Source organism: Dialister micraerophilus (assembly GCF_947090205.1).
Taxonomy (GTDB): Bacteria; Bacillota; Negativicutes; order Veillonellales; family Dialisteraceae; genus Dialister; species Dialister micraerophilus.
The window spans coordinates 217,705-240,742 of record NZ_CAMUNF010000001.1 but is presented as its reverse complement, the minus strand read 5'-3'; the positions used below and the strand labels follow the sequence as shown (position 1 = coordinate 240,742).

Sequence of the window (23,038 nt, the reverse complement as noted above, 5' to 3'; positions counted from 1 at the left end):
GAATGTATAAAAAGTACATTCTGATTTTTTGTGGAATTATTCAGTTAATTCGGAAATCAATTTCGGAACGGTTGTAATTTCTTTAATTTTCCAAGCATTTGCACCGCAGAAAATAAGCCCGTTATTCACATCACCAGTTACCGCACGTACAAGCGCCATTGTAATACAGTATGGAGTAGTTTGCGGAGAACAGCCTGTCAAACATCTGAAACAACTGCGAACAATTTCTTTACCTCTCAATATTTTTTTGACATAGGGATTTATTATTGCACGTCCCGGCATGTGTACCGGACTGTGAACCAAGCCTATGTCTTCTTTTTTTGCTTTTATATAAGCCTCTTTAAATTCTCTCGAGGCATCACATTCTTCGGTAGCGACAAAACGTGTTGCCATCTGTACACCGGAAAGTCCTAAAGATATGCAATGATTTATATCACTTTTATCGAAAATGCCTCCGCCGAAAACAACAGGTATTTTTTTATTGAATTTATTTTCAAAAGTTTTTACTATTTCCAAGATTTTTATGATTTCTTCATCATAACTTTTGTGTTCATATATAGCAATATCTTCACGACTGTATCCTAAATGTCCTCCGGCTTTAGGACCTTCTATAACCACCAAATCGGCAGTTCTCTTATGATGACGTTCCCAAAGCTTCAGCAATACGGCGGCAGCTTTGGAAGAACCGATAATAGGTGCGATTTTTGTGTTTGTTCCTTTAACAGATTCAGGTAAATTTTTCGGAAGACCTGCTCCGGAGAAAATAATATCGGCACCGCTTTGTACAGCACATTTTACATAATCTTCATAATGCTGTCCTCTACACATTATATTAACGCCGATTATTCCGTTATCGGAAATTTCTTTTGCTTTTTCGATATGATAACTTAAAGCTCTTATATTGGCATCATAAGTATGTCTTTTAAAATCGGGATCTTTAAAGCCCGGCTGTGCTGCTGAAACCACTCCTATTCCTCCGGCTTTTGCTACGGCTCCGGCCAATTTTGAAAGACTTACACCTATACCCATACCGCCTTGTATTATAGGTACTTTTGCAATCAAATCTCCTATACGAAGAGAAGAAAACAACATAGAAAACTCCTTATCAAAAAAAATAATATTCAAACAAATATAAAAATATGTTTTATATAAAAAATAAAAATATATTTTTGAATAGTCTAGTATTAGAGGGGATAAAAGTCAAATTAAAAATAAAAAAACAAATAAAAAATACAAAAATGATAATTGAAACAGTTGATTATTCTCAATTAATAATGTAATATTTATTTGTTAAAATTTTGCTTAATGGTGAATATTTTTAGCACGTATGATATAGTATTATCGGTAGGTGATAAAAGTGAGCGGCAAAGAGCATTTTAGCAAAAAAGAACGGCGAGAAGCCGTTGCAGAAATACTTCGACAAAATCCTTGTCTCACGGATGCCGACCTTGCTGAGCAATTCTCGGTATCTGTTGCAACTGTTCGCTTGGATCGACAAATTTTAGGAATTCCTCAAATGAGAGAGCGAGTTGAACAGGTTGTTTCCGAAGGTTTTCCGCAAAGAAAAAACGGACTGAAAGTTATAGATTTGGATATCGGCAAAAAAGGTATAGCACTGTTTAATACCGATGAATCTATGGCAGGCAGTGAAGGAATGGTTTCTGCGGAATACTTTTATGGAGCTGCAGCGCAAATGGCTCAATACATTGTAGGAATTTCTTTTTTACCCACGCAGGTAGGAAATGTAAAATATAAAATTCCCGTTGTACCCGATAAACAATTGATAGTAAAGGGAAGAGTAGTATTGATGCGCGGTAATAAAAAATATGTGTATATAAGTTTCTTCAATGATGCACAAGAAGTTTTCCGTGCAAAATTTATTATGGAAACATTAACTGATAAGGATAAGAAAAAAATATGATAAAAATTGCAGTAGATGCTATGGGTGGAGATTATGCACCTTTGGAAATTGTACTCGGAGCAATACGTGCAGTACGTGATTTCGGAGTTCATGTAGTTTTGGTCGGCGATAAAGATCAAATCGAAAAAATTTTAAAAAATGAAAATGAAGAAAATAATGAATTGATTGAAATTCATCATGCATCACAAGTAATAGGTATGGATGAACATCCGGGGTTGGCATTTCGAAAGAAAAAAGATGCATCGATTTCCGTCGGTGCAAAATTGGTAAGATCCGGAGAATGTAAAGTTTTGGTAGCACCCGGATCTACAGGAGCTGCGGTCACTGCGGGACTCTTGGGAATAGGACGTATTCCGGGAATAGAAAGACCTGCAATTTTGACACCTCTTCCCAATGAAAAGGGAGAACAGACTTTTTTGATTGACTCCGGTGCAAGTGCACAACCTAAAAAAGAAACATATTTGCAAAATGCACTTTTAGGTTATGTGTATGCAAAATATGTTGCGAATATAGAAAATCCTAAAATAGGATTGCTTAACATCGGTGAAGAAAGTGTAAAAGGAAGTCCTGAAGTTACTGCAGCAAACAAGTTGCTTTCCGAACAAAAAACGATTCCTTTTATGGGAAATGTTGAAGGAAGATATGTAATGACCGGAGAATATGATGTTGTTGTTACGGACGGATTTACAGGCAACGTGGTATTGAAATTCGGAGAAGGTGCAGGGCATCTTTTTTCGGCATTGATAAAAGAATCGGTAAAAAAAGGCGGATTGCGTGCAAAAATCGGAGGATGGCTTTTAAAACCGGCATTGAAAGAGCATTTGGTTAAAAGGATGGATTACTCCGAATACGGAGGCGCTTTACTTTTAGGCATACGCGGAGGTTTGATTATTTGTCACGGTTCTTCGAAATCATGGGCAATTCGCAATGCGATTAAATTGGCAAAAGACGTAGCCAAAACAGATTTACATGAAATAATTGCAGAAGCACTGAAAAAAATAGAAAAAAATGATGAAACGGAGTGTTGATATGAAAGAGATGACACCGTCCGGAATACTTGGAACAGGTCATTATGTACCTGAAAAAATAATTACCAATTTTGATTTGGAAAAAATGGTAGAAACTTCGGATGAATGGATAAGAACACGTACAGGAATAAAATGCAGACATATTTCTTCAGAAAATGAAAATACATCCGATTTATGTGTAAAAGCCGCAAAAAAAGCGATGGAAGCTGCAAAAATTACTGCTTCCGATATAGATTTTATAATTGTGGCTACAATTACACCCGATTACATTACACCTTCAACTGCATGTTTGGTTCAAGACAAATTAGGATGTAAAAATGCAGGTGCAATGGATATATCCGTAGGATGTACGGGATATGTTTATGCATGTACGGTAGCATCAAATATGGTAAGCACAGGAATGTACAAAAAAATTTTGGTAGTAGGAGCCGAGACTCTTTCACGAATAGTAAATTGGCATGATCGTACAACCTGTATTTTATTCGGAGACGGAGCCGGTGCGGCAATTGTAGGAGAAGTTAGTGAAGGTTACGGACTTCTTTCGGCAGAATTGGGTTCTGACGGAAGTTTGGGAAACATATTGTGTATACCGGCAGGAGGAACCGCAAAACCTGCAAGTCATGAAACAATCGATTCCGGAGATATGTTTCTTCATATGTCCGGATCTGAAGTGTTTAAAGCCGCAGTAAGGCATATGGAATTTACAACCTTGAAGGCTGTAGAAAAAGCCGGGCTGAAAAAAGAAGATATAAATATGTTTATAGCACATCAAGCCAATAACAGAATCATACAAGCAGTAGCAAAAAAAATTGGGCTTGAAAGTGAAAAAGTATTGGTAAATGTCGATAAATACGGAAACACATCTGCAGCCTCTATAGGTATAGCTTTGGATGAAGCGGTAAAAGCCGGAAAAGTAAAAAAAGGTGACATTGTGGTACTTACAGGATTCGGCGCAGGATTGACCTGGGGATGTGCGATATTTAAATGGAACTGATACATAGGAGCGCAGAAGTATGGAAAAATTGACAACGGCATTTTTATTTCCCGGACAAGGATCACAAAAAGTCGGAATGATTCGTGATTTATATGAAAAATATGACTCGGTAAAAAATATAGTAAAAGAAGCGGATGAAACACTGGGATTTTCAATTTCAAAACTTATGTTTGAAGGTCCTGAAGAAACTTTGATGAAAACGGAATTTACTCAGCCGGCTATTTTGACGGCAAGCGTGGCATGTTGGAAAGTTCTTTTTGAAAACGGAGTAGATCCTTGTGTAGTTGCAGGACATAGCTTGGGTGAATATTCCGCACTGGTAGCTGCTGATGCGATGTCATTTGCCGATGCGGTGCATACGGTAAATTTGAGAGGTAAATTTATGCAAGAAGCAGTACCTTTGGGACAAGGAGCTATGGCTGCCGTCATAGGTATGAAAGCTGAAACTGTAGAAGAAATTTGTGAAACTATATCTACAGATGAAGAACCTTTACAAGCCGTAAACTATAATTGTCCGGGACAAGTGGTTATTGCCGGAGTAACATCAGCTGTGGAAAAAGCTTGTAAAGTATTTAAAGAAAAAGGCGCAAAACGAGCTTTAATGCTCAAAGTAAGCGGACCTTTTCACTCGATATTAATGAAACCTGCAGCCTTAAAACTGAAAGAAGTTTTGGATAAAATAGAAATAAAAGATTCATTTATACCGATTGTAGCGAACGTAAATGCAAACGTTGAAAACAATGCGGAAGAAATAAGGGAAAATCTTATAAATCAAACATTTAACCCCGTACGTTGGGAAGACTCTATAAGATTTATGCTTGAAAACGGAGTGACGAAATTTGTTGAATGCGGTCCCGGAACGGTATTGTCCGGCTTTATGAGACGTATAGACAAAACGGTATTTAACTGTCATGCGGAAAATATAGAAACCGTAAATGAAGTAATTGTCAAAATGAAAGACGGTGAATAATGGAAAATCAAATAAAAGTAGCATTGGTAACAGGTGCATCCAGAGGTATAGGACGAGCAACCGCCTTGGAACTTGCAAAAAAAGGTTACACAGTAGTAATAAACTATGCAGGCAATAAAGAAGCTGCAGACAAGGTACAAAACGAAATAGAAAAAGAAGGTGGAAATTCCGTTACAATTCAAGGGAATGTAGGTTCATCCGAAGATGTCGACAGAATTTTCTCGGAAATAAAAGAAAAATTCGGCAGACTTGACTTACTTGTAAATAATGCAGGAATTACAAGAGACGGTTTGACTATAAGAATGAAAGAAAAACAATGGGACGAAGTAATTACAACGAACCTTAAAGGTGTATTTTTAACTGCAAAAGCTGCAGCTTCAATTATGCTTAAACAAAGAAGCGGAGTAATTATAAACGTTGCATCCATAGTCGGAATTGTAGGGAATATAGGTCAGGCAAATTATTCTGCGGCAAAAGGCGGAGTAATCAGTATGACAAAGACTATGGCGAAAGAATTTGCATCAAGAGGTGTAAGGGTAAATGCCGTAGCACCGGGATTTGTAGAAACTGATATGACGGAAATTCTTCCTGAAAAAATAAAAGAAAATATGTTAAATTCCATTCCGCTCGGACGTATGGGAAAAGCACAGGAAATTGCGAATGCAATAAGTTTTCTTGCATCGGATGATGCTTCCTATATAACAGGGCAAATTTTGCAGGTAGACGGCGGAATGGTTATGTAATATAATTTAAAAATAATGCAATGAAAGGTGGTGAAAGTGATGAGCGCATTTGACAGAGTGAAAAAAATCGTAGTTGAACAGCTCGGTGTAAACGAAGCAGACGTGCAGATAGATGCTACTTTCATTGATGATTTGGGAGCAGATTCTCTCGATATCGTTGAATTGATTATGGCATTTGAAGAAGAATTCGATATTGAAATTCCGGATGACGCAGCTGAAAAAATTAAGACAGTTCGTGATGCAGTAGACTACATTGAAAAACAAATTCAGTAATTGTCTTAAATCATAGGGACACCGGGGGAAAACCTCCCGGTGTTTACTATGTATACGGACAAATTTTCAAAAAAGGTAAAGATATCTCTGGTTTTTTTGAGAATTTGTCTCTAATCGAAAATACTAAAAGGGGTTGTTAAAAATATGAAAAGACGTGTAGTCATAACAGGACTTGGAGTAGTATCTCCGGTAGGTATAGGAAAAGAAAAATTTTGGGAAGAATTATTGAAAGGCAAATCTGGAATAACCGAAATTACAGAATTTGATGCAACGGAATTTCCGGTAAAAATAGCAGGAGAAGTAAAAGATTTTGATGCTGCCTTATATATAGGGGACAAAAAGCAAGTAAGACATATGGATCGCTATGCACAATTTGCAGTAGCGGCGGCAAAACTTGCAGCAAAAGACGCATCATATGACATGGAAAAAGAAAATTCCAATCGTGCAGGTGTGGTAATAGGAACCGGTATAGGAGGAATTGCCACATTGGAAGAAACGGTACGTAGAATAGACAAAAGAGGACCTACCAAGGTAAATCCGTTCGCAGTTCCTATGATGATAGGAAATATGGCATCCGGACATGTATCCATAAGTTTAGGATTGCAAGGTTCGGTACTTACAGATGTAACGGCATGTGCATCGGGAACAAATGCAATAGGAACAGCATTGAGAATAATACAATCGGGTGATGCGGATGTAATGTTTGCAGGCGGAACGGAAGCTGCAGTATGTTCATCGCCGATGGCAGGATTTGCCGCAATGAAAGCACTTTCATCTAGAGAATGCGATCCGAAAGAAGCATCATGTCCATTTGACGTAAGAAGAGACGGATTTGTTTTAGGTGAAGGCAGCGGAGTTCTGGTATTGGAAGAACTTGAACACGCAAAAAAAAGAGGTGCGTATATATACGCGGAACTTGCCGGGTATGGAGCAAACGGAGATGCATATCATATTACAGCTCCGAGACCGGGAGGAGATTTGCAAAAACTTTGCATGGAAAAAGCACTGAACGATGCAAATTTGAAGCCTGAAGACGTAGATTATATAAACGCACATGGAACATCCACATCTCTTAACGACAAAAATGAAACACTTGCAATAAAGAAACTTTTAAGTAAACATGCATATGAAATACCGGTAAACTCCACAAAATCCATGATTGGACATTTATTGGGAGCTGCCGGTGCGGTAGAAGCCGTTGTATGCGCATTATCAATTGAAAATCAAAAAGTTCATCAAACATTGAACTTTGAAAACGGCGGCGAAGATTGCGATCTTGATTATGTAAAAGAAGGTCCGAGAGATACTAAAGTTGATGTTGCAATGTCCAACTCATTCGGATTCGGCGGACATAATGCCGTTATAGTAATGAAACGTTATAAAGAATGATTGTGTGAAAAAATGCATAAAAACAGAATAAAAGAACTCGAAGAATTTATAAAAGAAAATGAAATTCCGATAAAAAACTATGAATTGCTTAATATTGCATTGACACATACATCATATGCAAACGAACATAAAAAAAACAAAGAACATGATAATGAAAGATTGGAATTTTTAGGAGATGCCGTACTTGATTTGATAGTAGGAGAATACCTGTTTCGTAAATATCCTTTGTGGAGTGAAGGTGAACTTACTAAAGCAAAAGCAAGTGCGGTATGTAAACCAGCATGTGCGGAAATCTCCACAAGGCTTAATGTAGGAAAATATCTTCTCTTGGGAAAAGGAGAAGAAAAATCAGGCGGAAGAACACGAGTATCCATACTCGGAGATGCTTTTGAATCGTTGATAGGTGCTATATATTTAGACATAGGATACGAAGTGACATTCGACTTTGTAATAAAACATCTTGAAAAATTCTTGGATTTGATAATGCAAGGTGACTACGACAAAGATTACAAAACCGATTTGCAAGAAATATTGCAACAAAACGGTGATGTAGAAATTTGTTACAACGTAATACATGATGAAGGTCCGGATCATGATAAAACAATTTGGATGTCGGTAACCGCAGACGGGAAATACCTGGGAAGCGGTATAGGCAAAAGTAAAAAACAAGCGGCACAGCGTGCAGCAAAAGAAGCAATAGAAAGAATTGAAAAAGAAGCGAAAAATAAATAAAAGCAATTTGTAAAAGCGGTCATTCCAAAATGATCGCTTTTTACAATGAATTTGAAATATAAAATATGAAGAAAATAAAAACGTAATAAATACAATTAATGAAATTGAAATACAAGTTGACAATTGAATTGTATAAAACAATAAAAAATAAAAAATTTATTTGAAGATAAAACCCGTAAAACAGCAAATGTAAGAAGAAATCAAAAAAATATTTGTTCATATATAAATATCAACTTAATCAAAATAGTTTAGTTGACAAATTGACAATAGACATATATAATAACAACATCTTGAAAACGAGGTGCTATATGGAAAGTAAAAACAAATTAAGACAACAGGTTTTGGCTGCACTTTTTGCTGCACTTACGGCAGTATTTGCGCAACTTGCAATACCGATAAATCCCGTACCCATTACACTCGGAACATTGGCAGTATTGCTTGCCGGAGGATTTTTAGGTAAAAAATACGGAGCTTTGAGCATGTTGCTATACGTTTTGCTCGGAGTTTTAGGAATTCCCGTATTTTCAATGATGCGCTCAGGATTTGCAGCATTGGTAGGACCCAGCGGCGGATTTATTATAGGCTTTATATTTATGGCATTGATTATGGGACTTACGGCGGAACTGTTCGGTGAACATTACGGGAAATTGTGTATCGGCGGTATTATAGGAACTGCAGCTTGCTACTTACTTGGAATTATATGGTTTATTATATTAACCGGTAAAGGAATTCAAAGTGCTTTGGCAGTATGCGTAATTCCTTTTTTACCCGGAGATGCAGCCAAGATATTGATAGCATCGTTTTTGATAAAAAAATATCGAAAAATAGTATTGAAATAAAAAAGATACAGATTCTTATCGAATCTGTTCTTTTAATTGTAAATGAGCAGCGTGATATAAATGACAAACCGAGTTTTTTTATTAGGCGGATTGAGAACTCACATAGGAATAAGAAACGGTATATTTAAAAACGTTCTTCCTGAAAAATTGGGAGCCGCATTGATAAAAGAAATAAAAAGAAAATATTTTGTTGAAAATCCGGACTTGTTGATTTGTGGAAACGCAATAGGACCGGGCGGAAATATCGGAAGATTGACATTGCTTAATGCAGGTATATCAGACAATGTACCTGCTTTTACGGTAGATACGCAATGCGCATCCGGACTGACTGCGATTGATATAGCATACAGTAAAATTGCATCGGGGCAATGTGAACTGGTATTTGCAGGAGGTATAGAAAGCACCTCTCTTCAACCGTATCGAGAATATAATGAAAACGATCCGCGTACAGAACTAAGAAATCCGAAATTTACCGCAGCACAATTCTCACCGTCGGAATATGAAGATGATGCAATGCTTTCAGGTGCCGAAAAAACAGCAAAATTATTGAACATAAGTAAAAAAGAAGCAGACATGGCCGCATTGGAATGTTATCAAAATGCATACAAGGCAAGAGATAAAAATTTGCTTGGAAATATAATTTGTCCACTCTTCTCCAGCACAAGAGATGAGGCTATGAGACGTAAATTCACTGAGAAATTACTTGAAAGAGCACCATTGATATTCAGTCAAAACGGAAGTGTATTGACTTCGGCAAACAGTTGTACAATTAATGATGGAGCCGCATTTGTGATATTGGCATCGGAAAATTGGATGAAACAAAATAAAAGAGAATGTGAAATAGAACTGCTAAGCACTATGATGAAAGGTACAAATCCGGAGTATCCTCCATTGGCGGCAGACTTTGCGACTTTAAATATATTGAATGAATGTAATTTAAAATACAAAAATATATTTGCCTTCGAATACAATGAATCTTTCTCCATAATTCGAGTTCACTTCCAAAAAGAACACAAAGAAGAGAAAAAACGATTCAATAAATGGGGTGGAGCATTGGCATACGGACATCCATATGGAGCATCGGGAGCGATTTTAATGCTTCATTTGCAGGAAATACTGAAAAAAGAAAACGGACAATACGGTATTGCCGCCATTCCTGCAGCAGGAGGAATAGGACAAGCAATTCTTGTCGTTAATCATAAAGGTAAAAAATGAATACATTCTCAGAACAAATATTTTTATACGCAAAGACAAAAAGTAATAAAAAAGGAATTTCAATTGATGAAAATTCTTATACATATGAGGAATTGGCAAATGAAATAAAAAAAACGGAAAAAATATTCAATTGCAATATAGAAGACAAAATAGTTGCGATTTATACAACATCCGTTATTGAGCAACTCGTTGTCTTTTTGGCGGTGGAAAATGCAAAAGGAATTCCTCTTTTGCTTCATGACTACTTAAACAAAAATGAAATAAATAATTTATTGAATACATATAAAATTCCTTATTTGTTTTCAAACGGTAAAATTATAAAAACACATTTTGCAAAACAAGAAATATCTGAAACACAAAAAATATGTGAAAATATTTCAGAAAGAAAATTTGCAGTATTGAGCTCGGGAAGTGAAGGCAATCCGAAACTTATATATAGAACATGTTCAAGTTGGACAGATTTTTTCGATATACAAAATCGTATTTTCAAAATCAATTCCGACTCATCACTTTATTTTCACGGATCGTCGGCATTTTCCGGCAATTTGAACATGATATTGGCTTTTTTATACAAAGGGGCATTTGTAAAAGGGACATCAAAAATGTCTCCGTCCGTGTGGAAAAAAGAAATCTCGGAATTTTCCTGTGACCATATCTATATGATTCCTTCAAAATTGGCAATATTGACAAAAAACAAAATTGTCTGCACATGTGTGAAGTCCATATTGTCAGGATCGGAATTGATATCCGAAAAAGAAATGCAATGCCTTAAAACACAATTTCCGAATGCGGAAATTATTTTGTACTACGGCTCGGCAGAATTGAGCTATGTAAGTTATTTGCGAAATCCGGAAGTGAAAAAATCGTTCAATTGCATAGGTAAACCTTTTCCGGAAGTAAATGTATCCGTTTGTAACGGAGAAATTTTTGTAGAAAGTCCGTTTACGGCATTGGGACTTACAAAACCGTACAGCTGCGGAGATAGAGGATTTATGAATGAAAAAGGAGAATTGTTTTTTTGCGGAAGAAAGCAAGATGTATTCTCGGTTAAAGGAAACACTGTACATGCACAACGCATAGAACAAATTTTAAAAAATATAAAAGGCGTGGGAAATGTATGTATAATTCCGTTTCAAACCGAAAAAGGAAAAAATAAAATATCAGCATTTATTGTCAAGTCGGACACATTCAATCATACGTTGATGAAAAAAATTGTAAATACCGAACTTCATTCATGGGAAAGACCGTCACGTTATATTTTTGTGTCTGAATTTCCCTTGAATTCAACGGGAAAAATCAATAAAAAAGCATTATACAAGTTATTTGAAAATTCAAATGACGGTAATAAATAAAAAAATTGGACTTAGTTGAGTTTTTCTGCTATAATAACAACGTTAATATATATTTCCTAGTGGAAGTGAGCTGCGGCTCACTTTTTCTTGTATTGAGGGAATGTACCTGAGAAGTTTAAGAGGTGTAAATTATGTCACATAAGGAAATCGAATCTGCAGTAGAAGCACTTATACAACCGGTATTGGAAAAAAAGGGCATTGAAGTTGTCGACGTGGAATATGTTCGTGAAAGAAATTGGATTTTACGTATTTTTATCGACAAAGACGGCGGAGTAGATTTGAACGATTGTCAAGAGATAAGCGTTTCGGCAGGAGAATTAATTGATAAAAACGATTTAATTTCGGATAATTACATGTTGGAAGTTTCCTCACCCGGAATTGATCGTGTTTTGAAAAAAGACAAAGATTTTATTCGTTATAAAGACAGCAAAGTCAGCGTAAAATTGTTTGCACCTGTTGAAGAATTAAATTTGGACAAAGAATTTACGGCAATTTTGAACGGCTTGGTAAATGATGAAATATCTTTGATATTAGATGACGGAAGAGAAATTTTTTTATCAAAGAAAAAAATTTCTCAGATGAGATTATATTTTGAATTTTGATGGAGGCGTAAAGAATCGTGAATACAAATTTGTTGGATGCCGTAAAGGCTTTAGTTAAAGTAAAAAAGGTCGATGAAGAAATTGTTTTCAATGCACTTGAAATGGTATTGCTCACAGCTTATAAAAAAGAAACCGGAAGCAACGCAAAAAGCTCGGTAACTTTCAATCGTGAAACCGGTGAATATCATATTTATGCCGAAAAAACGGTTGTTGAAGAAATCGATCCGTTATCGGAGAACGCTATAAATGAAGTCACTGTTGCGGAAGCAAAGAAATATGATGAAAATTTGGAAGCCGGAGATCTTTTCCGTATTGAAGTTACTCCGGAAAACTTCGGAAGAGTAGCTGTACAAACAGCAAAGCAAGTAATGATACAGAAATTGCGTGAAGCCGAACGCGGTTCCATTTACGATGAATTTTCCGGACGTGAAGGAGATATTATAACAGGAACTGTAAAATGGAGTGACGACAGAACGGTATATGTAGATTTGGGACGTGTTGAAGGTATTCTTCCTTTTTCCGAACAAATCGAAGGCGAACATTTTGCACCGAACGATAAAATCAAGTGCTATATTTCAGAAGTAAGAAAAACTACAAAAGGTCCGGAAATTTTCCTTTCAAGAAAATCGCCGGAATTGTTGAAACGTTTATTTGAAGTCGAAGTACCTGAAATTTATAGCGGCGTAATTGAAATAAAAGCGGTAGTACGTGAAGCGGGTTCACGCTCAAAAATTGCAGTATACACAATGGATCCGACTTTGGACCCGATAGGTGCATGTGTAGGTCCGGAAGGACAACGTGTAAGAAATATAGTAAATGAATTGCACGATGAAAAAATAGATATAGTTCGTTGGGATGAAGATCCGGCGGTTTATATCGCAAACGCACTGTCTCCTTCAAAAGTAATTTCGGTATCTATATGGGAAGAAGAAAACTCGTCCTACGTAGTGGTTCCGGACTATCAATTGTCTTTGGCAATAGGTAAAGCGGGACAAAATGCAAGATTGGCAGCTAAATTGACAAACTGGAAGATTGATATAAAGAGTGAATCACAAGCTGCAGAAGACGGATTCGGACAAGAAGAAGGAAGTGTGTTGGAAGATTTTGACGAAGCATACGAAAAACCGGAGGGAGAATAATGAAAACAAAAAAAATCCCTATGCGTATGTGTGTAGGTTGTGGTAATCTTAAGATGAAAAAAGAATTGTTACGTATAGTAGCACTTCCTACAGGTTTGATTGATTTGGATAAAACAGGGAAAATGTCAGGTAGAGGTGTATATATTTGCGGAAATATACAGTGTTTTGAAAAAGCGTTTGAATCGCATGGTTTGGAACGTTCTTTGAAAAGACCGGTATCTCCGGAAGTATATGAGAAACTTAAGGAACAAGTAAGTAATGAATAAAAAAATTTATCAATTTATCGGACTGTGCATGAAAGCGGGATGTTTGATGTCCGGTAATGAACAGATTGCAGATAAATTAAAAAAAGGCAAAGGCGAATTGCTTATAATTACTGAAGACAGTTCTATGAATACGAAAAACGAATATATCAATTCGGCAAATAAAGCCGGAGTAAGTTATATTATTTTCGGTGAAAAAGAGCAAATGGGAAATGCTTTGGGAAAGAGTATACGAACTGCGGTCTTGATTATGGATAAAGGATTTGCAGAAGCACTCCGAAAAAAACTGAATGACCTGTAATGGTGAAATGGGAGGCTCTTTATGCAGAAATACAGAATTTATGAATTGGCTAAGATGTATGGTAAAACGAATGAAGAGGTAATGAATATTCTGAAGAAAAATAAAATAGAAGTAAAAGGAAACTTGAGCAGCGTAGACGAAAATGCCAAGAAAATCGTTGAAGAAGCTTCAAGCAAGAAAAAACCGTCTAAAAAACCGGTTTTTCGTACAGTAAGATTTGATAAAAAAGGCAGACCTACAGACAGAGTAAAGAAACATAATGCTCCTAATGCATACTCTTCCTACTCTACTGAAGAAGTCAAAGAAGAAAAAGAAATAAAAAAAGAAGAAATAAAAAAAGAAACAAATGAAGTAAAGAAAACATCAAATGACGGTACGAAAGACAATAAAACGACAAAATTACATGAAAAGAATGTAAAATCTCAAAAGAAGGAATATGGCGAGCATAAACAAGTGAACAAAATCATTGATAAAAAAGAATCCGGTTATGAACGTAAACATACACGTTTTGATAATAACTCAAATTATAAAAACGGAGGTCATGAAAAGAGTCGAATGAACAGAAATGAAAATTCTTCGGACTATCGAAAATCAGGAAACAATAAAGTGAAAAAATCCAGAAAAGAACTTTCATTTACCGATATTCCTGCAGAAGATTTTGTACAACCGCAGCAAAGACGAGAAAGAAACGCATCTCGTAAAAAAACTCGTAAAGATTACGAACGCAGCAGAAGAGAACGTGAAGGCGGTTCATTGATGGCACGTTCTTTGAAACAAAGCAAAAAGAAAAAACATGCACAAGAGAAAAAGCCCGTCGTATATCCTACGGAAGTAAAAATGCCTTTGAGCGTTACGGTTAAAGAATTGGCGGAATTATTCTGTCGAGAAGTAAGCGAAGTAATCAAGCGTTTGATGATGCTCGGCGTTATGGCGACAATCAATCAAAATCTCGATCAGGACACAATAGAAATTCTTGCAGATGAATTTGGCGTAAAATTATTGGAACCGGACGTTATAGCGGATCCGACAAAGTACGAACCGGAAGCGGACGATCCCAGAGACTTGGTAGTAAGACCGCCTGTAGTAACAATAATGGGACATGTAGATCATGGTAAAACCACATTACTTGACGCACTCCGTTCAACCAATGTGGCATCACATGAAGCGGGCGGAATTACTCAAGCTATAGGTGCTTACCAAATCAAGTACAAAAATAATAAAATTACATTTTTGGATACACCGGGACATGAAGCATTCACCGCAATGAGATCAAGAGGTGCGCAACTTACGGATATTGCAGTTTTAATCGTAGCTGCAGATGACGGAGTAATGCCTCAAACTATTGAAGCCATAAATCACGCAAAAAATGCAAAAGTACCGATTATGGTAGCAATAAATAAAATAGATAAACCCGGAGCCAATATCGACAAGATAAAAGAAGAATTATCACACCACGGACTTATTTCGGAAGAATGGGGCGGTGACGTGATTATGGTTCCTATTTCCGCAAAGAAAAAAATAGGGTTGGAAGATTTACTTGAAAACATACTTTTGGTTGCGGAAATTCAAGAATTGAAAGCAAATCCCGACAGAGAAGCATACGGTATCGTTGTAGAAGCCAAACTGGATAAAGGTAGAGGTCCTGTAATGAGTGTTTTGGTACAAAACGGAACACTTCATGTAGGAGACGGTGTTTTGGCAGGTAAATGTTGGGGCCGTGTAAGAGCGATGACAAATGAACATGGAAGAAAAATGAAATCTGCAGGACCGTCAATGCCGGTAGAAATTCTCGGTATGGACAGCGTACCTGAAGGTGGAGACCACTTCTATGTAATGGATGAAAGACAAGCAAGACTTATTGCGGAAGCACGTGCAGCACATGCAAAAGAAGAAGAACAAAGCAGAAAACAGAAGATTACATTGGATAATATATTCGAAAAAATCAAAGAAGGCGAAATGAAAGATTTGAATATTATTATCAAGGCGGACGTACAAGGCTCAGTAGAAGCACTTGTACAATCATTGGAAGCCATAAAGAGTGACGAAGTAAGAGTTGTAATAGTTCACTCCGCAGTAGGCGGAATCAATGAATCCGACGTAGTACTTGCTTCGGCATCTGATGCACTTATCTTGGGCTTTAACGTTCGTCCGGATGCAAACGCAAAGATAGCTGCCGAAAGAGAAAAAGTCGATATGAGAATGTATAGAGTAATCTATGATGCAATAGATGACATCAAGGCGGCAATGACAGGTATGCTTTCACCGAAACTCAAAGAAATAGAATTGGGAGAAGCTGAAGTTCGTCAAGTAATTCATACACCTAAAGTAGTAGTCGCAGGATGCTACGTTTCAACAGGAAAACTTGTAGCACGTTGTCAATTACGTATAGTACGTGACGGAATTGTTGTACATGAAGGTAAAATAAGTTCACTTCGCAGATTCAAAGACGATGTAAAAGAAGTAAAATTCGGAATGGAATGCGGTGTAGCGATAGAAAGCTATAGAGATGTAAAAGAAGGAGATATATTGGAAGCCTTTGAAATAGAAGAAACCGCAGGAACATTGGAATCTGAAGAATAAAAAGAAAGTGAGGCGTGATATGAATGCATGACATATGCTTTCAATCACGCTTTATTTATTGATGAGAGGTAAAAAATGGCAGAATTAAGAGTACGAAAGATACAAGAATTCATAAAACAAGAAGTAGGAAAATTGCTTCTGAACGGAATTAAAGATCCTCGTTTAGGATTTACAACGGTTACAGATGTTAAAGTAACCGGAGATTTAAGAGAAGCTACAGTTTATGTAAGCTTATTCGGCAGTGAAAAAGAAAAGAAAGATTCATTGAATGTATTGAACAAAGCAAAAGGATTTATAAGAAAAGAAGTCGGAAAAAGTTTAAATATTTTTTATTCTCCCGAAATTTCATTTGAAGAAGATAAATCATTGGAATATGGAATGAAAATTGAAAAACTTTTGAATAAAATTCATGAGGATGACAAAAAATGAGTTTGGCGATAAATCATGCACAAAGAATAAATAAAAAAGAAGCAATGAATTTTTTGAAAAAGCACAACAGTTTTCTGCTTGTAGGACATATACGTCCCGATGGAGACGATGTAGGTTCAATGTGCGCATTGCATAATGTACTTAAATCTATGGGAAAAGATGCTGACATGCTGCTGGGAGATCCGGTTCCTGAAGTATTTTTATGTATAGAAACAGCCAAACTGATAAAAAATGAAATACCGAAAAATAAAAAATACGATGCTATGGTATTTACCGATTTGGCAAATTTAAAAAGAGCCGGAGATTTCGATTTTCCGGATGTATCCAGTCTTTGTATAGATCATCATAAAACGAATGAAGGATACACCGATTATTTATACTTGGAACCTGATTATGCGGCAGCGGCGCAATTGCTTGCGGAAATGTTTTTTGATGAAAACATAAAAATGGATAAAGACACATGTAATGCGTTGTACATGGCACTTTGTACAGACAGCGGATTTTTTAAATTCAGTTGTACATCTGCGCACACATTACTTATGGCAAGCAAATTGGTGGAAATGGGAGCCGAACCTGCATATATATCAAGACATTTAGATGCCAAAAGTAAAGAATATATGCAATGCTATACACTTGTGGCAAACAGCATAAGAACATTATGCGGCGGTAAACTTGTTACCGCAAAAATGGATAAAAACGCTATGGAACTTGACGGAGAAAACTCAGACAGATATGTAGACATACCAAGATGCTTAAAAGGTACTGAAATTGCAATTCTTCTGAAATATCAAGACGAAAATACAACACGAATATCACTACGTTCGGTTCAATATGCAGACGTATCCGAAATAGCGGCGAAATTCGGAGGCGGAGGACATGCAAGAGCTTCCGGATGTACAATTTCAAAACCTATGAATGAAGCGGAAAAAGAAATTATAAAAATTGCGGAGAAATACTTGTAATGGACGGAATAATAAATGTTTTGAAACCCTCCGGAATGACATCGTTTGATGTAATAGCGAAATTACGAAAAATATACGGACAAAAGAAAATAGGACACGGAGGAACACTGGACCCTATGGCGGCAGGAGTTCTTCCGGTGTTTTTAGGCAAGGCAACAAGAATTATAGAATACGCTTCAATTGATAAAAAAACATATGAAGCGGAATTTATAATGAATATAGAAACAGATACGGAAGATATGACAGGAAAAGTTATTTCCACCTCAAACGAAAAACCTTCAGATGAAGCGTGGTACTCGGCATTAAACAAATTCAGAGGCAAAATAATGCAAGTACCGTCACAATACTCTGCAATTCAAATCAACGGAGAACGTGCATACAAAACAGCAAGAAAAGGACAAAAAGTAAACATACCGGCAAGAGAAGTAAATATAGAAAAATTGGAAATAAGATCCATAGAATATCCATACATAAGAATATCCGTAACCTGTTCCGCAGGTACATACATACGTGCATTGGGAAGAGATTTGGGTAAATCTGTAAAATGTCCTTTGACGATGTCATTTCTTTTAAGAACAAAAATGGGACCTTTTGATATAGAAAATGCAGTAACATTGGAAGAAATAAATGAAAATCCTTACGATTGCGTTCAAAAAGAATTAGGCGATTTCGTTTCACATTTGCCGAGAATAAAACTTGACGAAAACAATGGAAAAGGATTTTTGCAAGGTAAAAGAATTTTACAAAAAATGAATGATTGCGAAATTATTGCAGTATACGGTGAAGAAGGAACCCTTTTAGGAATAGCGGAAATGAAAAAAGGAGTACTTCATCCGAGAAAAGTTTTGCAAGAGGTATGAAATGAAAATTATACATTCTTTAGAAGAAATGAATATAAAAGAACCGATTGTTTTTGCAATAGGTTTTTTTGACGGAATACATAAAGGGCATCAAGAAATTTTAAATCAGACGAAAAAGCTTGCAGCAAAAAAATCCGCAAAATCGGGAATTATAACTTTTTATCCTCATCCCTTGTCAGTTATATTTCCTGAAAATCCGGTAAAATTACTTCTAACGCAAACTGAAAAATATGAAATTTTAAAGAAATACAATTTGGATATAATTATAGAAATAAAACCCGATATAGAATTTTTGCATCAAAGTCACGAAGAGTTTTTGAATAAGCTTAAAAAATTTTCAAACTTGAAAGGCATCATAGTAGGAGAAAATTTTACATTCGGCTATAAAGGTTCGGGAAATGCCGAAACCATGAAAAAATTTTTTAAAAATGAAGTTGAAGTAAAAAAAATAAATTTGATAAAAAATACACTGACCGATAATACGGTGATTTCAAGTACAAACATAAGAAAATTTATAGCTGACGGAAATATGCGTGAAGCTATGAAATTTTTAGGAAGACCGTACTTTATTACAGATAAAATTGTACATGGATTTAAAAGGGGAAGTGAACTGCTTGGAATTCCAACTGCAAATTTGGAATATGGCTTTGAGCGTATGTTGCCCTCCGATGGAGTTTATGCAACCTATATAGAAGTAAAAGGTAATAAACATCCTTCAATCACAAATATAGGAACCAATCCTACATTCAACGACAAAGAACGTACAATAGAAACATTTATTTTAGATTTCGATAAAGAAATATACGGACAAACCGTCAAATTGGAATGGATTGAAAAAATTCGTGACGAAATAAAGTTTGAAAAATATCAAGATTTAATACTGCAAATTAAAAAAGATATAGAGAAAGCGGAAGAGATTTTAAAAAGGCCAAACAATTAAATATTTAAAATTTAACAATAAAGGTATTGACACATATTTTTTTTGGACATATAATTGTTAAAATTTAGTAATATAACATGGCTTGGCATTTATACTAAAAAGCAGCCATAAGGTAGCAAGGTATAAGGAGGATATTATGGCTATACGTTTTTCAAAAGTTTTAGAAAATAAAAAACAATCGGATTTAGGATGTTTGCTGGCATTGACAGCACAGCCCAATATTATTTCCTTCGCCGGCGGATTACCGGCACCGGCAACTTTTCCAATAAAAGAATTAACCGAAATTGCTATAAAAGTCAGAGAAAAAGACGGAAGCAATGCTATGCAATACGGACCGGCACGTGGATATATGGGACTTAGACAAGCAATTGCCGACAGAATGAATTCTTTGTATAAAAACCACGGAATGAAAACTGTGGATGCCAAGAGTATTATGATTACAAGCGGATCTCAACAAGGCTTGGATATAACCGGACGTGCATTTATCGATAAAGACGATGTTGTATTGGTAGAAAGCCCTTCATACTTGGGAGCATTGGGAGCATTTGCATTTGAACAACCAAAATTTGTAGAAGTTCCTACAGATCATGAAGGTATGATACCGTCCGAATTGGATAAAATTCTTGCAAAAACCGAAAATGCAAAATTTATCTATGTAATTCCGAACTATCAAAATCCTACAGGAATTACATGGTCATTAGAACGTAGAAAAGCATTTATGGAAGTTGTAAACAAATATCAAATACCGGTATTTGAAGACAACCCGTATGGAGATTTGAGATTTGAAGGAGAAGAAATACCGCCGCTCAAAGCTTTCGACACTGAAGACTTGGTAATTTATTCGGGAACATTCTCAAAAGTTTTGGCACCCGGAATGCGTATAGCTTGGATTTTAGCAAGCGAAAAAATAATGAAAAAATTTGACGAAATAAAAGAAAGTACAGATTTATGTACATCTTGCGTAGGACAACGAGAAGTGGCAATGTACATGAACGAATATGATTTCGAAGGACATATACGTGAAAATTGCAAGTTGTATGAACATCGTAGAAATGTAATGTGGGAAGCAATACAAAAATATTTCCCGAGTGATGTGAAATGTCAATGTCCTCACGGAGGATTGTTCCTTTGGGTAGAACTTCCCGAACACATGAATGCACGTAAATTATTTGAAGTTTGCATTGAAAATGAAGTTGCATTTGTACCGGGCGACGCATTCTTCCCTGCATCTGCAAAAAATAACTTTTTCCGTCTTAATTTTTCATATAATGACGATGAATTGATAATTGAAGGTATAAAAAGAATTGCAAAAGCAATGAAAGAATATAAATAATTTGTCAAAAAAAGACGTATTGTTTAACAAGACGTCTTTTTTTATGAACAGGAGAATTTAATGAAAAAAACAGCAATTATTACCGGAGGTACCTCCGGAATAGGTCTTCAAACAGCTAAAACGCTTGCAGAAGAAGGATATATGCCGATATTACTTGCAAGAGATGAAGTAAAAGGAAAATCGGCGGAATCCGAAATATCCGGAAGCGTATTTATTTCTTGTGACGTAAGAAATCCTGTATCATGTAAAAATGCTATTGAAAAAGCGGTAAAATTCGGAGAAATAAAAGCAGTAGTGACCTCGGCCGGAATTTACGGTGAATCATTACTTGAAAATACAACGGACGAACAAATAAAAAATTTTTTTGAAACAAATGTATTCGGTACGATGTACATACTGAGAGAAATAATTCCATATATGAAAAAAACCGGAGGAAGCATAGTTACAATCGCATCGGATGCGGCATTGCAAGGAAATACTCAATGTTCTTTATACGGCGCAACAAAAGGAGCCGTAACGGCATTTTCGAAATCACTTGCACTTGAATTGTCAGTATACAAAATCAGAGTAAATGTAATTTGCCCGGCAGACATAGATACACCCTTATTGGAGAAGCAGCTTTTAAAAAGCGGAGAAAACAAAAAAATTCTGAGCAGGCAATATCCTCTCATGCGTATAGGAAAAGCGGAAGACGTAGCAAATGCGGCGGCATTTCTCTTATCGGAAAAAGCATCATTCATTACCGGTACAATTTTATCAGTAGACGGAGGACTTACAGACTGGTAAAAATCGGAATTATAATAAACGGTGAATTGAAAAATCAATTATAAATAAAAATTTATTATCAGTATACTTATATTCAAATTCGTGTATAATGAAAATAAAGAAAATCTTTTATTTAATTGAACAGGAGGTACTTCATGAATAATGAAGAAATAAAAAATGAAGAACTTGAAAATAAATGCAATTCGGAAACAACAAACGAAGCGGTACAAAATGAAGCCGAAGTTGAAGTTAATGTGATTGACAACAGAGATGAACAAGCTGCAAAACTTATTCAGTGGGGAGCGGCAAGAGCCGGAGTTATAGTTTTGACACCGTTTTTGGGAACGGCGGCACTCATCGCAAATGAAGTATATATGATTACACGCATAGGTGATATATACGGAATAAATCTTTCAAAAAAAGCCGTACTGTCATTTTTAGGATCGCTTGGAGCAACAGTAATAGGAAACTTGGCATCTACACTTATACCCGTAAGTATAATACAAGGTCCGATAGCGATATCCGTAACATACGGAATAGGAAGAGCGGCACAAAAATGGATAAAAGACGGTATGCCTGACGACACAAAACCCTATCGTGAAGTTTTTGAAACCGAAAAAGTTCAAGGAGATGAGAAGATGGAAGAATTGAAAAACAATGAATCTAAAAATCAACCTTTAGGAAATGAAAAAGAAGACTTCACAAACGAATTGGAAAAATTGGAAGACGCATATCAAGAAAAAGCACACGAAGCAGTAAATAAAATGGCAGACCAATTATCCGAAACGGTAGAAATATTGGGAGACAAATTAATTAACGTACTTAAAAAGACCGGTGTAACCGAAGAACAAATCGAAGACGCAAAATATACGGTACTCGGCGCAAGTGAAGTAGCACAAGAAACAGCACAAAAAGCGATAATTGAATTCAGAGAACAAGTAGAAATACGTTCTAAAGAATTTCACAAAGAAGCAAAAAAATGTGCGGAAGAAATGAAAGTAAAAGCAAAAAAACAAATGGAAGAGCTGCAAAAGAAAAAAGAAATTCTTCGCCATAAATCAGAAATAAAATCATTGCAAGCAAAACAAAAATCCGAAGAACTTAAACTGCAAGCAAAAATACATATGGAAAAAGTAAAAGAAAAAACAGACAAACTTAAAGAAGATATGAAAGAAAAAGCAGGACAAGTTCAAGTAAAGGTAGAAGAAATAAAAGGCAAAGCGAAAGAAACTGCAGTGACATATAAAACGGCGGCAAATGAAGCCATCGAACAGACAAAAGGCAAAATTTTGACTGCAGCCGAAGAATTTAAAGAAAAAACCGAAGAACGTGCAGCGGAAAAGAAAGCAAAAGCGAAAAACGAGAAAGAATAAATAATTACATAAATAGACCCTGACAAAATGAACAC

Annotated in this window: 24 protein-coding genes; 23 read left to right on the top strand and 1 reads right to left on the bottom strand. The window is 36.0% G+C overall.

Translation table 11 applies throughout. The features are described 5' to 3' along the window. Positions 1 to 36: 36 nt before the first annotated feature. Positions 37 to 1,092 (bottom strand): NAD(P)H-dependent flavin oxidoreductase, encoded by a 1,056-nt coding sequence (locus tag P6922_RS01170; RefSeq protein WP_276873612.1) that lies wholly within the window; start codon positions 1,090 to 1,092, stop codon positions 37 to 39. A gap of 265 nt (positions 1,093 to 1,357) precedes the next feature. Here P6922_RS01170 and P6922_RS01165 point away from each other — a divergent pair, with 265 nt between their 5' ends. The 23 genes from P6922_RS01165 to P6922_RS01055 all read left to right on the top strand — a co-directional run bounded on the left by P6922_RS01165 (position 1,358) and on the right by P6922_RS01055 (position 23,003). Further along, positions 1,358 to 1,921 carry a transcription factor gene (locus P6922_RS01165; RefSeq protein ID WP_276873609.1) on the top strand — a complete coding sequence of 188 codons (564 nt, stop codon included), beginning with the start codon at positions 1,358 to 1,360 and terminating at the stop codon, positions 1,919 to 1,921. Beyond that, positions 1,918 to 2,949, top strand: coding sequence for a phosphate acyltransferase PlsX (gene plsX / locus P6922_RS01160; RefSeq protein ID WP_007555230.1), 1,032 nt, complete (start codon positions 1,918 to 1,920; stop codon positions 2,947 to 2,949). Before P6922_RS01165 ends, plsX begins: the two co-directional genes overlap by 4 nt. 1 nt (position 2,950) lies before the next feature. Next, positions 2,951 to 3,943, top strand: coding sequence for a beta-ketoacyl-ACP synthase III (locus P6922_RS01155; RefSeq protein ID WP_035062572.1), 993 nt, complete (start codon positions 2,951 to 2,953; stop codon positions 3,941 to 3,943). Between the two features lie 19 nt (positions 3,944 to 3,962). Then, positions 3,963 to 4,913 carry an ACP S-malonyltransferase gene (fabD, locus tag P6922_RS01150; RefSeq protein ID WP_276873607.1) on the top strand — a complete coding sequence of 317 codons (951 nt, stop codon included), beginning with the start codon at positions 3,963 to 3,965 and terminating at the stop codon, positions 4,911 to 4,913. Then, positions 4,913 to 5,656, top strand: coding sequence for a 3-oxoacyl-[acyl-carrier-protein] reductase (gene fabG, locus P6922_RS01145; RefSeq protein ID WP_007555308.1), 744 nt, complete (start codon positions 4,913 to 4,915; stop codon positions 5,654 to 5,656). Before fabD ends, fabG begins: the two co-directional genes overlap by 1 nt. A gap of 39 nt (positions 5,657 to 5,695) precedes the next feature. Next, the gene (locus P6922_RS01140; RefSeq protein WP_007555299.1) at positions 5,696 to 5,929 is read left to right on the top strand and encodes an acyl carrier protein; all 234 of its coding nucleotides are present in this window, start codon (positions 5,696 to 5,698) and stop codon (positions 5,927 to 5,929) included. A 144-nt stretch (positions 5,930 to 6,073) separates the two neighbouring features. Beyond that, complete coding sequence (gene fabF / locus P6922_RS01135) at positions 6,074 to 7,318, top strand: beta-ketoacyl-ACP synthase II (RefSeq protein ID WP_276873605.1); 1,245 nt, start codon at positions 6,074 to 6,076, stop codon at positions 7,316 to 7,318. A 12-nt stretch (positions 7,319 to 7,330) separates the two neighbouring features. Further along, entirely contained in the window at positions 7,331 to 8,050 is a 720-nt protein-coding gene (rnc, locus tag P6922_RS01130; RefSeq protein WP_276873602.1) for a ribonuclease III, read from the top strand. Between the two features lie 308 nt (positions 8,051 to 8,358). Further along, positions 8,359 to 8,889, top strand: a complete 531-nt coding sequence (locus P6922_RS01125; RefSeq protein WP_276873599.1) for a biotin transporter BioY — start codon at positions 8,359 to 8,361, stop codon at positions 8,887 to 8,889. 60 nt (positions 8,890 to 8,949) lie between these two features. Beyond that, the gene (locus P6922_RS01120; RefSeq protein ID WP_276873597.1) at positions 8,950 to 10,104 is read left to right on the top strand and encodes a thiolase family protein; all 1,155 of its coding nucleotides are present in this window, start codon (positions 8,950 to 8,952) and stop codon (positions 10,102 to 10,104) included. Continuing rightward, positions 10,101 to 11,456 carry an AMP-binding protein gene (locus tag P6922_RS01115; protein ID WP_276873594.1) on the top strand — a complete coding sequence of 452 codons (1,356 nt, stop codon included), beginning with the start codon at positions 10,101 to 10,103 and terminating at the stop codon, positions 11,454 to 11,456. Before P6922_RS01120 ends, P6922_RS01115 begins: the two co-directional genes overlap by 4 nt. A 131-nt stretch (positions 11,457 to 11,587) precedes the next feature. After that, on the top strand, positions 11,588 to 12,058 hold the full coding sequence (locus P6922_RS01110; RefSeq protein WP_007555246.1) for a ribosome maturation factor RimP: 471 nt from the start codon (positions 11,588 to 11,590) through the stop codon (positions 12,056 to 12,058). A 17-nt stretch (positions 12,059 to 12,075) separates the two neighbouring features. Then, on the top strand, positions 12,076 to 13,197 hold the full coding sequence (nusA, locus tag P6922_RS01105; RefSeq protein WP_007555198.1) for a transcription termination factor NusA: 1,122 nt from the start codon (positions 12,076 to 12,078) through the stop codon (positions 13,195 to 13,197). Then, positions 13,197 to 13,463, top strand: coding sequence for an RNase P modulator RnpM (rnpM, locus tag P6922_RS01100; protein WP_007555240.1), 267 nt, complete (start codon positions 13,197 to 13,199; stop codon positions 13,461 to 13,463). The genes nusA and rnpM overlap by 1 nt, the downstream gene beginning before the upstream one ends. Then, a complete protein-coding gene (locus tag P6922_RS01095) occupies positions 13,456 to 13,761 on the top strand; it encodes a L7Ae/L30e/S12e/Gadd45 family ribosomal protein (RefSeq protein ID WP_007555223.1) in 306 nt (101 codons plus the stop codon). The genes rnpM and P6922_RS01095 overlap by 8 nt, the downstream gene beginning before the upstream one ends. Before the next feature lie 21 nt (positions 13,762 to 13,782). Beyond that, entirely contained in the window at positions 13,783 to 16,341 is a 2,559-nt protein-coding gene (gene infB / locus P6922_RS01090) for a translation initiation factor IF-2 (protein ID WP_007555237.1), read from the top strand. Positions 16,342 to 16,416: 75 nt separating this feature from the next. Further along, positions 16,417 to 16,770 (top strand): 30S ribosome-binding factor RbfA, encoded by a 354-nt coding sequence (gene rbfA, locus P6922_RS01085; protein WP_007555286.1) that lies wholly within the window; start codon positions 16,417 to 16,419, stop codon positions 16,768 to 16,770. Further along, a complete protein-coding gene (locus tag P6922_RS01080) occupies positions 16,767 to 17,732 on the top strand; it encodes a DHH family phosphoesterase (RefSeq protein WP_276873592.1) in 966 nt (321 codons plus the stop codon). The genes rbfA and P6922_RS01080 overlap by 4 nt, the downstream gene beginning before the upstream one ends. Then, a complete protein-coding gene (gene truB / locus P6922_RS01075) occupies positions 17,732 to 18,592 on the top strand; it encodes a tRNA pseudouridine(55) synthase TruB (RefSeq protein ID WP_007555254.1) in 861 nt (286 codons plus the stop codon). Before P6922_RS01080 ends, truB begins: the two co-directional genes overlap by 1 nt. A 1-nt stretch (position 18,593) precedes the next feature. Then, on the top strand, positions 18,594 to 19,532 hold the full coding sequence (locus P6922_RS01070; RefSeq protein ID WP_276873590.1) for a bifunctional riboflavin kinase/FAD synthetase: 939 nt from the start codon (positions 18,594 to 18,596) through the stop codon (positions 19,530 to 19,532). A gap of 136 nt (positions 19,533 to 19,668) precedes the next feature. After that, on the top strand, positions 19,669 to 20,865 hold the full coding sequence (locus P6922_RS01065; RefSeq protein WP_276873589.1) for an aminotransferase-like domain-containing protein: 1,197 nt from the start codon (positions 19,669 to 19,671) through the stop codon (positions 20,863 to 20,865). Positions 20,866 to 20,925: 60 nt separating this feature from the next. Further along, positions 20,926 to 21,651: an SDR family NAD(P)-dependent oxidoreductase gene (locus P6922_RS01060; protein WP_276873588.1), complete on the top strand. Its 726-nt coding sequence runs from the start codon at positions 20,926 to 20,928 to the stop codon at positions 21,649 to 21,651. A 134-nt stretch (positions 21,652 to 21,785) separates the two neighbouring features. After that, on the top strand, positions 21,786 to 23,003 hold the full coding sequence (locus P6922_RS01055) for a DUF697 domain-containing protein (RefSeq protein WP_276873586.1): 1,218 nt from the start codon (positions 21,786 to 21,788) through the stop codon (positions 23,001 to 23,003). Positions 23,004 to 23,038 lie beyond the last annotated feature (35 nt).